Source organism: Streptococcus sp. A23, from assembly GCF_043674155.1.
Classification (GTDB): domain Bacteria; phylum Bacillota; class Bacilli; order Lactobacillales; family Streptococcaceae; genus Streptococcus; species Streptococcus suis_V.
The window spans coordinates 1-13,265 of sequence record NZ_JBIMJP010000020.1; the positions used below are offsets into that span (position 1 = coordinate 1).

General features: G+C 33.5%; 13 protein-coding genes. All 13 read left to right on the plus strand.

The window, feature by feature from the left end; all coding sequences use genetic code 11:
- The first annotated feature begins 729 nt into the window (after positions 1 to 729).
- The 13 genes from ACHBIE_RS09610 (at position 730) to ACHBIE_RS09670 (ending at position 13,012) form a co-directional block, all read left to right on the plus strand.
- Positions 730 to 1,095 (plus strand): SAG1252 family conjugative relaxosome accessory protein, encoded by a 366-nt coding sequence (locus tag ACHBIE_RS09610; protein WP_012775113.1) that lies wholly within the window; start codon positions 730 to 732, stop codon positions 1,093 to 1,095.
- Positions 1,095 to 1,460 (plus strand): MobC family plasmid mobilization relaxosome protein, encoded by a 366-nt coding sequence (locus tag ACHBIE_RS09615; protein ID WP_011922431.1) that lies wholly within the window; start codon positions 1,095 to 1,097, stop codon positions 1,458 to 1,460. Before ACHBIE_RS09610 ends, ACHBIE_RS09615 begins: the two co-directional genes overlap by 1 nt.
- Positions 1,447 to 3,312, plus strand: a complete 1,866-nt coding sequence (locus ACHBIE_RS09620; protein WP_394733210.1) for an SAG1250 family conjugative relaxase — start codon at positions 1,447 to 1,449, stop codon at positions 3,310 to 3,312. Before ACHBIE_RS09615 ends, ACHBIE_RS09620 begins: the two co-directional genes overlap by 14 nt.
- A 321-nt stretch (positions 3,313 to 3,633) precedes the next feature.
- On the plus strand, positions 3,634 to 3,756 hold the full coding sequence (locus tag ACHBIE_RS09625) for a hypothetical protein (protein WP_017370910.1): 123 nt from the start codon (positions 3,634 to 3,636) through the stop codon (positions 3,754 to 3,756).
- 478 nt (positions 3,757 to 4,234) lie between these two features.
- Entirely contained in the window at positions 4,235 to 5,962 is a 1,728-nt protein-coding gene (locus ACHBIE_RS09630; protein WP_394733212.1) for an asparagine synthase-related protein, read from the plus strand.
- Positions 5,963 to 5,973: 11 nt separating this feature from the next.
- The gene (locus tag ACHBIE_RS09635; RefSeq protein WP_044677408.1) at positions 5,974 to 6,225 is read left to right on the plus strand and encodes a PqqD family protein; all 252 of its coding nucleotides are present in this window, start codon (positions 5,974 to 5,976) and stop codon (positions 6,223 to 6,225) included.
- 3 nt (positions 6,226 to 6,228) lie between these two features.
- Positions 6,229 to 8,451: a lasso peptide biosynthesis B2 protein gene (locus ACHBIE_RS09640; RefSeq protein WP_208574475.1), complete on the plus strand. Its 2,223-nt coding sequence runs from the start codon at positions 6,229 to 6,231 to the stop codon at positions 8,449 to 8,451.
- A 12-nt stretch (positions 8,452 to 8,463) separates the two neighbouring features.
- Positions 8,464 to 9,180: an ABC transporter ATP-binding protein gene (locus ACHBIE_RS09645; protein WP_208574471.1), complete on the plus strand. Its 717-nt coding sequence runs from the start codon at positions 8,464 to 8,466 to the stop codon at positions 9,178 to 9,180.
- Entirely contained in the window at positions 9,170 to 9,961 is a 792-nt protein-coding gene (locus tag ACHBIE_RS09650) for a hypothetical protein (RefSeq protein WP_208574464.1), read from the plus strand. The genes ACHBIE_RS09645 and ACHBIE_RS09650 overlap by 11 nt, the downstream gene beginning before the upstream one ends.
- Complete coding sequence (locus ACHBIE_RS09655; RefSeq protein ID WP_208574462.1) at positions 9,958 to 10,665, plus strand: hypothetical protein; 708 nt, start codon at positions 9,958 to 9,960, stop codon at positions 10,663 to 10,665. Before ACHBIE_RS09650 ends, ACHBIE_RS09655 begins: the two co-directional genes overlap by 4 nt.
- Positions 10,666 to 10,695: 30 nt before the next feature.
- Positions 10,696 to 11,379, plus strand: coding sequence for a response regulator transcription factor (locus ACHBIE_RS09660; RefSeq protein ID WP_012775618.1), 684 nt, complete (start codon positions 10,696 to 10,698; stop codon positions 11,377 to 11,379).
- Positions 11,364 to 12,461 (plus strand): sensor histidine kinase, encoded by a 1,098-nt coding sequence (locus ACHBIE_RS09665; protein ID WP_394733214.1) that lies wholly within the window; start codon positions 11,364 to 11,366, stop codon positions 12,459 to 12,461. The genes ACHBIE_RS09660 and ACHBIE_RS09665 overlap by 16 nt, the downstream gene beginning before the upstream one ends.
- A gap of 329 nt (positions 12,462 to 12,790) precedes the next feature.
- Entirely contained in the window at positions 12,791 to 13,012 is a 222-nt protein-coding gene (locus tag ACHBIE_RS09670) for a helix-turn-helix domain-containing protein (RefSeq protein ID WP_011922422.1), read from the plus strand.
- Positions 13,013 to 13,265: the final 253 nt, after the last annotated feature.

A 13,265-nucleotide genomic window follows, 5' to 3' on the forward strand; every position in this document is an offset into this window, starting at 1 on the left:
TTCCTAACTCTATTATACTACTTTACATATGAAAAAGCCGTTAGAAATACAATTCTAACGACTTTGTCTTCAGTCTGGGTCACGGTTTTTTAACCGTGATTTTTTTGATTTTAAAAATATGGCAGACTATTAGTATGAAATATTGAATGACTAGAGCGTAAATAAATAGGAGGAAACGGGTGTTAAAATATATCAATCACGCAGGACGTTTATCAATATTAAAATTTAAAATCGTAATGGAACAGTTTGAAGTAGTAGATACCTATATGTGACCATCCCAGATTGGTTATTTATCTCCCTCAGAAATTTCTCTGTTAATATGTTTTGATTTTTTTAACGCCATTTTTAAATAATCGACAGCATCTTCTTCAATTTGTTTAGATGATTTGGACATAATGCACCTCTTTGAAAATATTCATATAAAAGTATTATATCAATTTTGTGATACCTTTTCCAAATCATCCCTGTTATCCTAATACCATTCCTAAGAAAATCAGTCCTTGATTTTTCACTGGGGGTTTGGGGGCGGAGCCACCAAGTTATCTTATCGTTGGCTGTCAAAACTGGAAGGTTTTGGTCAGCTGGCGATATGATTTTTGGGATATTGTGGACACAATATCTGAGCTCGCAAAAGCCGAAAAGGGACACCTTTAGGCTTTTCTAGGGCGTACTGACAGTGTGAGGCAGCCTGACATTGTTAGACAAGCAGAATGGAAGGGAAGTGTTAAGATGAGTCAAGACTTAAAGCTAATTCGTAAGCAGTTTCGAGTGACTAAGCAGGAAGAAATATTGCTAAAAGAGATGATGAAAGAGCAAGGTTCGGAGACTTTTTCAGATTTTCTCCGCCAAAACTTGTTACAAAAAGACCGCCAAAAAGACATTTTGGAGACCTGGTCTTCTCTATGGCAGTCTCAAAAATTGGAAGAAATCAGCCGAGACATTCATCAAGTGACTGTCCTTGCGGAGGAATACCAACAAGTCACCTCTGAACATCTACGCATTATTTTGACCTGTGTGCTGGAACTGATGGCAGAAGTCGAGAAGTCTATCCCGCTCAGTCCAGACTTTCGTGAGAAGTATATAGGAGGTCGCTAATGGATTATCGCTACCGCACTAACCTCAAAAAAGTGTTTTTGACAGATAGGGAACTGGCTCAGCTTAATGACTGTATTTCGCAAAGCAGATGTAAAACTTTTTCAGAGTATGCCAGAAAAGTCTTACTTGATCCGAACAGAAATTTTATCACAATTGACACGACCACTTATCAGGATTTGGTCTTTGAGCTGCGGCGGATAGGCAACAACGTCAACCAGATTGCCCGTGTCATTAACCAGACTCATCTGATTTCTATGGAGCAGCTTCAAGGCTTAGGTCAAGGGATGGCAGAGCTGGTATCGGAAGTGGAGAAAGATTTTCAAATCAAGGCTGAACAGCTAAGGGATTTCTATGGTCATCACTAAGCATTATGCCACACATAGTCGAAAGTATCGAAAGAACCTAATTCGCTACATTCTCAACCCAGAAAAGACAGCCCAGCTCAAATTGGTTTCAGATTTTGGCATGAGTAATTACCTGGATTTTCCCAGTTATGAGGAAATGGTCAAGATGTATCAGGCCAATTTTTTGAATAATGACGGCTTGTACGATTCCAGAAATGACAGACAAGAAAAACGCCAACAGAAAATTCATGCCCACCACCTCATTCAATCCTTTTCGCCTGACGATAAGTTAACACCTGAAGAGATCAATCGGATTGGTTATGAGACTGTCAAAGAACTTACTGGCGGAAATTTTCGTTTTATCGTTGCAACCCATATTGACCAGTCACACATTCATAATCACATCTTAATCAATTCTGTTGACCTTCAATCTGATAAAAAGCTCAAGTGGAACTATGCCTTGGAACGAAATCTTCGTATGATTTCAGACCGCATTTCCAAAGAGGCTGGTGCAAAAATTATCACTAATCGCTATTCACATCAGCAGTACGACGTTTATCGCAAAACCAATCATAAGTTTGAACTCAAGCAACGCCTGTATTTTTTGATGGAACAGTCCAAGGATTTTGAGGACTTTTTGAAAAAAGCAGAGCAGCTGCATTTGACTATTGACTTCTCAAGCAAGCATACTACCTTTTTGATGACGGATAGAGATCAGGTCAAACCCATTCGCGGGCGACAGCTTAATCGCAGGGAACCTTATGATGAGAGCTATTTCCGAAAAGCATTTGCCAAGGGTGCCATTGAGCAACGATTACATTTTTTATTGCCTAGAGTGAAAACTTTACAAGAATTATTGGAAATGGCAGAGGAACTTGGACTATTTATTCAACTCAAACAGAAAAATGTGACCTTTACCCTTACGGAAAATGACCAGAAAATTTCTCTAGGACATCAACAAGTGAGCAAGAAAACGCTTTATGATGTCTCTTTCTTCCAAGATTATTTTTCAGAACGGTCAGATACTGACATTGAGCTGAGTGATAATATCAAGGAAGATTTTGAATTATTTCTCGCAGAGCAAGCGGAGAAGTTATCAACAGTAGAAAGTATCGTCTCAGACTATGAAACGTTCTCCGAAAATCGTAAGGCTGTTCATGAGTTTGAGGTGGAGCTTGCCCCGCATCAGGTTGACAAAGAAGTTGAGGGTGGCATTTTCATCAAGGTAGCCTTTGGTGTGAAAAAAGAGGGCTTGATATTTATTCCCAATTATCAGCTGGATGAGATTGAGAAAGAGGAGGAAAAGAGGTTTAAGATTTTCCTTCGAGAAATCACGTCTTATTTTATCTACAATAAGGAAAGTTCGGATAAGAACCGCTATATGAAAGGGCGTGACTTGATTCGTCAGCTGACACAAGACAACAAAAGCTTGCCTTATCGTAGGCGACCAAATCTAAAAGAGTTACAGGAGAAAATCACTGAAGTCAATCTCTTGATTGAACTCAATGTTACAAATCGAGCTTATACGGACATTAAAGATGAGTTGGTGGCGGAAATTGCGACGTACGATGTTAGCATGTCAGAACTCAACGAAAAAACCGCCACCTTAAATAAGATAGCAGAAGTCTTAGTCAATCTCAAAAGTCACGATATAGAACGTAGGCGATTGGCACGTTATGAATTTTCCAAACTCAATCTGACAGAAAGTGTAACTTTGGAGCAAATCGAACGAGAGATTTCTAACACTCAAGACCAACTCAGTAAGTTACTTGACAACTATGAAGAATCCGTCAGAAAACTGGAAACCTTTGTGGCGGTGTTGAATAGAACAGCTCCTAGAACAAGAAAGGATTATGATAAGGAACTATACTAAAAAAACACTCAGTTGAAATACTGAGTGTTAATCATTTATCAGGTTTGATATGAGAGTATCTAGATTGTCAGGGCTATGAATTTCGAAACTTTGGAGATTTTCCTTACCAGTTGGAGCTTGTCGATGTCGATGGTTAAACCGAACAAGAATAGTGCCATAACTTTATCATTTTTATTTTGAAATTATCCTTGATTTAAGCTCGCTTAAATCAGTAATTGTTTATAAATTTGATTTTTCTGAAAAAAATCTGAATAATCTTTGATACTATTTAAATGGTCAAACAGTCTGGACTATTCAATATTGACTTAGAAAGGAAAGTATATGAATTATACGAAGCCAGTTATAGAAAAAATTTCTACTTTTAAAAATGGTACAGCAGGATTAGTTGCAGGTAGCTTCAGAGATATATTTGGTGGCAGGGCTTTATTTTTAATTAGAATATAATCCATTATCCAGATATATTCATTAAGTTGATATAGAAATTATTATGGAAACCAAGTAATCCACGGAGTGAAAACAAGAAATATTTGAAATATGTTCAACCTTCATCTATTTTCTGATATTTTTCCGAAATTCATATTGTAGAATTTAATTGAATCAAGAGGTAACTCTTGAAAATTATTTTTCATTTACACCAATGGGTTCTGGCATTAGTCTAAATGATAGAAGAAGTTTAAAATGAAATATTGCAAACCAACATTTGAATCAATTGCAACTTTCAAAAAAGACACTAAAGGTCTATGGACTGGTAAGTTTCGTGATGTCTTTGGTGGACGTGCAATTGTAAGAGTTACAATTGAGTTCTAAGCTTAGAACTATGTATTACAACAGTAAATAATTTTTAATAAAGTGTTTCGATATTCATTCCAGAACTACGAATATCGAGATGCTTTGTTTTTTATTTTTGAGGTTGTTAATATACATGCTAAATAAGTATTTTTTTGAAAAATATTCTGATAAAAAAATAATATTCCTTACTAAAAATTTATATAGAACCGTTTCTGTAAATAATACAAAAATCTATTGTTTGGAAGACTATGTTGAAGAAATATGCTCAATTATAGAACAGACTGATATCAGTAGTTTTGAAGAAACAATATCATTACTCCAGGATTGTGTTATAAATGGTTTAATTATTATTGAAATGGCTGAAAGAATTTATGTTATTTCTCCTTACTTAGATTCAAGACTGTCTTGGTTTGAGAATAGTAAAAATATAATTTTTAGCGATTCCTCTGTAGAGATTGCAAAATATCTGAAATTAAAACTTTCCACGAAGCGTTTAGCGAGTCAATTTGTTTTTGGACTTCCATATTATCCATTTCAAACAATTAGCCTCTGGGAAGAGCTAGTAAATATAAAACCTTTAAACTATTTAGAAATAACCGAAAAAGGTTGTTTAGAAGAAAAGATTCCAAGTTATGAAGTAGACACTAAAGATTTTAATCAACTAATAATTAAAATAAAAGAAGAGTTTTTAAATAGCATTAATCATGATCTAAATATGGGAAATGAAGTGTCAAGTGATGTATCAGGAGGTGTTGATTCTGCGACAATTGCTTTTACATTGAATAAAATGATACCGGACTTCTCTATTTTGCATGCTGAATCAAGTGCTACTGCCAATAGTGATACTAAATGGGCGACATTTATTGCAAAAAATCTTGGTAGGGAGTTAAAAAAATTTGACTCTATAGAAACAACAGAGAAAAGATTTGCAATAGAAGAAGGATATATCAATGGTATTATTCCAAGCTTTCCATTACTGTGGGCCGATTCAGAAGGATATTTAAAATCAGTGATTACTTATCAGGAAGGTAAAAAACATCCGACTCATTTCCTAGGTATTGGTGGTGATGAATTATTCACACCGATGCCTTCTAATCCCTGGAGTATAGTCCGTCAGGAAAATTTAGGTGGACTACTTTATGCTCTGAAATATAGTTTGATAATGAGAAGACCATTTTTTAGTTGCCTATTGGATTTGTTAGATAAGAGAGGATATTTGGAAACCATGACCCAAAATTTAGAAATTGTCTTCAACGAATCTTCTGAACCTATCAAAAGAGAACTGGGGTGGATGGATGGACTACAGGTACCAAGTTGGCTCAGTGAAAAATCCAAAAAAGAATCGCAAAGTTTTTTAAACTCGTTATTATTTTCCAATTCTGAGCCAATAATCACTGATAGAACAACATTCCAAATGATTCAATCTTTAATATTTCAAAAATCAGTGTTGCGACAAATTCAATTAACTACTAATTCCATTTATTGGGCAACACCATTTTTACATAAAAAATTAGTAGAAATTTGTCTTCAAATTCCAGCAAAATATAAAGTTAGTTCAAAGCTAACAAAACCGGTATTGCAAAAAGCATTGAAGGGGATCGTACCAATTGAAGTTTTCAACAGGGGTTTTAAAGGCGATTATTCAGATGCCTTATATAGTGGATATAGAGAAGCAGTTCGTAAAAACTTCCACAAGTTAGAACAATTTGAAGTGGTAAAAATGGGAATTGTTGATGTTGAAAAGTTAAAATTAGAGCTGTCATTACCTGCGGGAAATCCGAATAAAATTGATTATTTTGAAAGATTATGTTCGGTAGAACGTTGGATTAGGCAGATTAAATTGTATATGAAGAATGAGTGAGGTTTGTAACTATGTTTAATAAAGGATCTAAAACAAGATTAAAAATAATAAAGCAAGACAATGGTGCAATTGTATTTGACAAAGATCAAGGGATATACTTTCAAACAAATGATGTAGGGGTTAAAATTTTAGAATTACTATCTAAAAATAAAAATGAAGAAGAAATAGTTAGTGCTATATCTGCTGCGTATTCCATTGAAACCGATGTTGCAAAACAAGATGTTAAAGATTTTATACAGTCTCTAAAAAAAGGAGGGATATAGATTATGGATATGCAGCTCAATCAAGAGTCATACTCCTATGTTCAGCTAAAGTACAGATTACTAGCGCAAATAGCTTTACTAATCTCTTATCCGCTTACAAAGCTCTCGCCTACAAGAATTGAATTTTTGATTAATAAATTAAGTGACTCAAAATTATCCGCCACAGTAAATGAAGCTGTATTAGCTCGTGATGCAATATGTACTGTAAGCCGTAAGTGTAGGAATCAAGATGGATGCGTAAAAAGATCATTAGGAGTAATAATGTTCTTACTTCTTTTAAAGAAACGTGCAAGTTGGTGTACTGGATTTGCTATGAACCCCTTTAGATCTCATGCATGGGTGGAAGTCAATGGAAATCCGATTAAAGAGCTAGAAGAAGTATCATCGTATGAAAGAGTTGTGAAAACTCTAGATGATAAAAATGAAGAGCGTAAACATATGATAACTGAAGATATAGAAAAAGTAAATGATACTATGACTAATGTAAAATTTCGTGATTTACTTGCCTTGATAGAAAATAAAGGAAAATATTTTTTAATCGTTTTATGTTTGGGAATACTTACGTCAATTTTAACGTTATTACAGCCAGAACTTTTGTCTAAAGTAATCTCTCAAAAGGGAGTAAATTTATTCAATAATTCCACTATGTATACGCTTATTGCTATTACCGTGGGTACAACTATTATTTCCAGTTTGCAATATTATTTCTTACAATTAATGGGAGAAAGTGCAGTATTTCAATCAAGAAAAAATTTAATTATTCAATTTCTTAAACTTCCTATTTATAAATATAATGATCTGTCAGCAGGAGACCTAATTAGTCGATTTAGCAGTGATACAAGTAAGCTAAGAGCGGGAATCATTCAATCAACCGTTGCTCTGACGAGTGGATTGTTCTTGAGTTTAGGTGCGATATTTACATTATTTCTAAAGGATACATATCTTGCAATAATTACAATTATTTCCATATCTTTATCATTCCTATTTATTTTATTGATGAGTAGTTTGATTCAAACAGCAAGTTATAAAGCTCATCAGGGTTTGGGGAAAATGACAGCATACTTAAATAGGCTAATCGTAGGAATTAGAACAATTCGATCGACAAATGAAACGAATTCAGAATTATCTAAAATGTTATCTGAGGCACAAGAAGTAAAAAACTTGGGAATTGGAGTTGCAAGAGTGCAATCAATAATGACACCGATATCAAATTTTAGCTTGCAGTTGTGTGGGATAATTATTTTGGGAGTCGGAGGATACCGTGTTTCTACTGGGCAAATGTCTATTGCAAGTCTAACTTCTTTTATGCTATTAATGTATATCGCTATTTCACCAGTAGGACAAATATTTTCATCGGTCACAACTATTTCAGAAGCTTTAGGAGCTTTAGGTAGAATTACTGAAATTATTGATCTTCCAAAAGAAGAAGATAATGATATCATTTTAAATCTAGAAACTAAGTCGGATAGAAGCAAAGCAATTGAATTTGCGAATGTAACTTTTTCATATGATTCTTACAAATTTCAGGATATTCAATCGGATGATAATTATATATTAAAGGACATTACTTTCGAAATAAATAGTGGAGATTACGTCAGTATTGTCGGTCCGTCTGGTGCGGGGAAAAGCACACTTCTTTATCTCATCGAAAGATTCTATGATATTACTAGTGGTAGTATAAAGGTATTTGGACAAGATTTCCGAACAATGAGTCGCGAGACTTTACGTTCTAATATTTCTTATGTTGAGCAAAACTCACCATTAGTAGCTGGTACAATTTTAGAAAATCTAAAAATGGGTAATACTAATGTAACATATGATGAATGTTGTGACGCTTTAAAAAAAGTTGGTTTAGAGCATTTGATTCAAAGAGGTGCATCTGGGGTTGAGAGTCAAATTGGTGAAGGAGGTTTCAATTTATCAGGAGGAGAAAGACAGAGATTGGCAATGGCAAGAGCAATACTTTCTGATGCAAAGATACTCTTGCTGGATGAGTTAACTTCGAATCTAGATAGTCTTAGTGAGAAGAAGATGAAGGAAGCAATCAAAAATATGAGAGGTGAGAGAACCATAATAATGGTTGCTCATAGATTATCTACAATTTTAGATTCAGATGAAATCTTTGTTTTGGAACACGGAAGACTTGTAGGAAGTGGGACTCATGTGGAGCTATTGGAATCTGTTCCATTATATAAAGAGTTGGCCAAAGAACAATTTTTAGTATAGGAGTATCGTATTATGACAAATAAGATTGAAATAAGAGATGTAACAAAAACTTATAAAGATGGAGATATATTAAAGAATGTATCCTTTACAGCTGAAGAGGGGGAAGTCACTGCCTTTTTGGGACCGAATGGTGCTGGAAAAAGTTCGACGTTACGAATACTTTTGGGTCTGGATAGGCCATCTTCAGGCACTGCTTTAATAGGAGGTAAGAAATATTGTGATTTTGAACGTCCTCTTTTAACTGTAGGAGCTTCTTTCGATGGTGTGGGGGCTCCCAATGATCGAACAGTTTTTCAACATTTGAAAATTGCTGCTGCTAGTAATGGAATAGATTTATCCAGAATATCAGAGGTATTATCCATTACTGATATTGAACATAAAAGATATTCAAAAATAGGAAACCTTTCATTAGGAGAGGGGCAGAGGTTAGGTATTGCAACAGCGCTGTTAGGAAAACCTCAGTACCTGATTTTAGATGAACCTACAAATGGTCTAGATCCTAGTGGAATTAGATGGTTTAGAAATTTTATTAGAGAACAAGCAAGTGCTGGTAAGACAGTATTGTTATCATCACATATACTTTCAGAAGTAGAGGCGGTAACTGATAAGGTTGTTTTTATTAATAAAGGAAGAATCATAGCTTCGGGTACACTTAATAATATAATGAACGGATTTGATAATCTAGAAGATGTTTTCTTTCATTTAACAGGGGGTGACTATGATGAGTAGTATAAAAAGCTATAATATTTTGTCAGAGCTATATAAAATTTTTTATAGCAGATCAACCCAAATAGTTTTACCAATTGTTTTTATTCTTCAGCCGTTATTGTCTTATATCAGTTCCAAACAAATTTTAACAGTTGGATTGAATGCAACACCCGAAACAAATAGTAGTTTAGCAGAACCAATACCTCCAATTGAGTATATTGGTTTTGATGCAATACTATTGGGCTTGTTTGCTATGATAATTTTAGGAGCAATTCTTGGAAATATGGAATATAAAAATAGTTCTTTACGTACCAGCTTGCTATTATGTTCAAATAAGGTTGTATTCTTTGTAATAAAATTTATTGTTACATGTGTATTTATTTTTGTTGTGTCATTTGTCTCAATCTATTTATCTATTGTAAGTGCACAGTTTGGTTTAGGAAGAGAGGGGTTGAACCCTTTGTTACTGAATAAGAATGTGTGGTATTTTATATTATTGGGATCACTGTCGTGGTCGCTACTAACGGTATTATCCTATTCAATTGCTTTTTATTTTAAATCTTCACTTGGATCATTATTATTTTTACTACCACAAGTCTATAATTTAGGTAGTTTTCTTGCTGACAGAATTCAGCTAGCCAAGTATTTACCAGTATCTTTAGGGCAAGATTTAATTGCAACGTCTCCTTTGAAAATCACAACACCAGGACGCAGTGTTTTATTTCTGAGTATTTGGGTGCTAGTAATTAGTAGCTTTGCATATTACAAATTTTTGAAGGAAGATGTAGGTAATGTTAGATGAATTCTTTTAGAAGTGAGTATTTAAAGTTCATTTATAATAAATGGCTATTATTGACTGTACTAGCAACTATAATTTTAGTACCTTTATTTGTTATTTTTTTACATGAAACTCCAAGTTATATAACCGAGAATTATGCTTTAACACAAATCTTAGAAAGCTTCTATCTTGGACAAGCTGGGATTATTATTATTACAATACTATTTATAGGGCAAGAATTTAACGATTCAACTTTAAGAAGCAGTTTATTAGCTAACCCAATACGATGGAAATTCTTTTTTATAAAATTAATAGTTATATTATCAATATCTGTATTAGTTTGGAGTCTAGTTACCGTCTGTACTATTTTTGTGGTATATATTTTTTATAGTCTATTAATTCCTGGATTTATTTATACCATTGCAGTAAGAATAATGCTGGTATCAATTGGTTTAATATTAATATGTTTTAGTTTAGTTCTTATAACAAGGAGTATAGTTGTTCCAATGGGGATATCCTTGTCTTTCTTGTTGGGGTTAGGCCAAATGCTTCTGCAATTCAGCGATGTCTTTCTCTACTTCCCGATTATCTCTACCATGAATTCATTTTTTACGACTGAAAATCAACCTTATCTACCTTCTACAATAGGTATTGCAATTCAATTTTTATGGGGGATTTTGCTGTTGTCTTTCTCTATTTTGCTGTTTAGGAAGAGAATAGTACGATAAAAATTTTGTATTTTGTGATATTATTTAATTATGAAAGAAAAAAAAATATATCAAATATTAGCGATTGATGACGATGAAAGTATTCTTCGTTTGATAAAGAATTCTTTAGAACGCTCAGAGTTTGAAGTTACGACAAGGAAAGAAGTAGGTAACATAGATATTTGTTCATTTGTTGGCTTTGATTTAATTTTACTAGATATTATGATGTCTATTGATGGTTTAGAAATTTGTAAATCCATTCGAGAACAAATTGATGTACCGATAATTTTTGTAACAGCCAAGCAATTGGATAGCGATTTGGCTAGAGGGGTAAAGGCTGGTGCGGACGATTATATAAAAAAACCATTTAGTATTACAGAATTAGTTGCTCGCGTTAGAATGCATATCCAAAGGGAGGAGAGAAATCGTAAAAATAATAAAGAGATATGCACAAAGAAAATGATAATTAATGCCAGTAAGCAAGAAATCTTGATTGAAGAAGAGATCATATCATTGACAAAGCGAGAATTTACAATTTTGTATACTTTAGCAAGCAACCCGAAGAGAGTATATTCCGTAGAGGAACTCTATGAAAGAATATACCCGTCGGAGTCAGAGGCACAATTTCGTTCTATTGCTGAGTATATTTATCAAATTCGGTCAAAATTAAAACCCTTTTCAATTAATCCAATCAAGACACAGTGGGGAGGCGGATATAGTTGGAACGAAAACTAGATTTTAAGACTTTGGTCAAAAAAACGCAGAGGACGATTATTAAACAATTTTGTTTGAGTGTGATTGTAGCATATATTTTCCCCATATCGACTATTTCTATTGATATTCATTCAGAAACTCAGTCAATCGCTAGTGATTTGTTAGGAATATTCTTTAATGTTTTTTCATGGGTTTATATTTGTATATCTTTGATTATTATAGTTTCTGTTAATATTAAAGCCTTGTTGAAACGAGTAAAGCAAGAAATGGAGATTGTCTATCATGGTAGTATGTGGCTGACCTCAGTAAACACATCATCTAAATTAACGATTCTCGAATTCATAGAAACTAACAAACATATTGAACTAATGCAGCAAAGAATAAAAAATATGATTCAGGTAGAGAAAGACCAAAAGGAGGATATTCTCTTTAAGGTTTCAGCGATGGCACATGACTTAAAAACGCCTTTGACTGTAATCAAAGGAAACTCGGAATTGTTGCAATTTGCACCTTTATCTGGTATTGATGTCCAGTGTCTTAGGGACATTGAAAGAGCAAGCAACCAACTAGATAACTATTTTAATCAGTTGATTAATTACTCTAAAACTTTTTACTCTAATCAGATTTCCTTTCATCAGTATAGTATCAGTAATTTATCAAAAATACTGGAACAAGAGTGTGCATACCTTATTGGAGATAGCATAGATTACAAATATGAAACTAAGATAGGGCGAGACTGTAATATTGAATTAGATTTAGATTTAATTATCCGTTCAGTATCAAATATTGTCAATAATGCAATAGCTTATGCAGATGATGTTAAAAAGAAAATCAGAGTTATCTTGGAGTTAGAAGATAGTAGTATTTCCTTAAGTATTTGGAATAATGGTTCCAAATTTTCGGACGATGTTTTAGAAAATTTTGGAAAATTATTTTATCGAGAAGATACTAGTAGAAATTCACAGTTTGAACATTTTGGAATAGGTTTGGCATTTGTAAAACAAGTAATGAGCATTCATTCTGGTGATATACAACTCCAAAATAAGAAAAATGGGGCTATGGTTAAATTAATCATTCCGATAAAAAATAGTGACTGTACCTAGTCTTGGATATCGTAATTTTGAATACTATGAAGTTCAGAAAGTAAGTATATTGATAAAAATTATTTCAAAATCTCAACAATTAGCACTCATACCTGATTTATTCACATTTGAATATATTAGATAGGGTGCTATTAAAATAATATTATTTTTGACGAGTGTATGAAATTATTGTTCAAAATGATTTTTCTCTTATTGTGATTTGGATTATGGAGATATGGCTTAATTAGTAAATATGAAATAGTAATGTCTATATCAAAAACTTATGCCAATTTGGAATAAAAACTAAGATTCGTTCAGAACTTGACTATAATTTTCTTAGGAGTGAACGAATGTATAGGCGCATTAGGGATCTGAGAGAGGATTGTGATTATTCGCAAGAGTATCTTGCACGATATTTATCATGTAGTCAGTCAGCTTATTCTAAGATTGAGTCTGGCAAACGTCAGATTCCTGTTGATTTCTTGATAAAAATCTCAGAATTATATCAAGTGAGTACGGATTATTTACTTGGACTTACAGACACACCCTACCGCCTAAAAAATAAAAAATAGTCCCTCCTGATTTGTTCATTGACAATTGAATAATTCTGGGTGGGACTTTATTTATTTGTTGAGCAATAGAATATAATGCGCCAGGAAATGAGCGAAAATCATTTATTCAAAAATAGGATGGTAACCTATCTGCCATGACACAAATAATGATAATGATACTTCTGAACGTTCAGGCTGCCATCGTAAAAGGACAGCGGGTGAAATTCCTATGATTGAACTAACCATTCAAATCCCATCTAGCGTGTAAAAAAAC

Bases quoted from the DNA above. Each gene is read 5' to 3' on its own strand.
- ACHBIE_RS09610 (WP_012775113.1), top strand. From the start codon at position 730: ATGAGTCAAGACTTAAAGCTAATTCGTAAGCAGTTTCGAGTGACTAAG.
- ACHBIE_RS09615 (WP_011922431.1), top strand. From the start codon at position 1,095: ATGGATTATCGCTACCGCACTAACCTCAAAAAAGTGTTTTTGACAGAT.
- ACHBIE_RS09620 (WP_394733210.1), top strand. From the start codon at position 1,447: ATGGTCATCACTAAGCATTATGCCACACATAGTCGAAAGTATCGAAAG.
- ACHBIE_RS09625 (WP_017370910.1), top strand. From the start codon at position 3,634: ATGAATTATACGAAGCCAGTTATAGAAAAAATTTCTACTTTTAAAAAT.
- ACHBIE_RS09630 (WP_394733212.1), top strand. From the start codon at position 4,235: ATGCTAAATAAGTATTTTTTTGAAAAATATTCTGATAAAAAAATAATA.
- ACHBIE_RS09635 (WP_044677408.1), top strand. From the start codon at position 5,974: ATGTTTAATAAAGGATCTAAAACAAGATTAAAAATAATAAAGCAAGAC.
- ACHBIE_RS09640 (WP_208574475.1), top strand. From the start codon at position 6,229: ATGGATATGCAGCTCAATCAAGAGTCATACTCCTATGTTCAGCTAAAG.
- ACHBIE_RS09645 (WP_208574471.1), top strand. From the start codon at position 8,464: ATGACAAATAAGATTGAAATAAGAGATGTAACAAAAACTTATAAAGAT.
- ACHBIE_RS09650 (WP_208574464.1), top strand. From the start codon at position 9,170: ATGATGAGTAGTATAAAAAGCTATAATATTTTGTCAGAGCTATATAAA.
- ACHBIE_RS09655 (WP_208574462.1), top strand. From the start codon at position 9,958: ATGAATTCTTTTAGAAGTGAGTATTTAAAGTTCATTTATAATAAATGG.
- ACHBIE_RS09660 (WP_012775618.1), top strand. From the start codon at position 10,696: ATGAAAGAAAAAAAAATATATCAAATATTAGCGATTGATGACGATGAA.
- ACHBIE_RS09670 (WP_011922422.1), top strand. From the start codon at position 12,791: ATGTATAGGCGCATTAGGGATCTGAGAGAGGATTGTGATTATTCGCAA.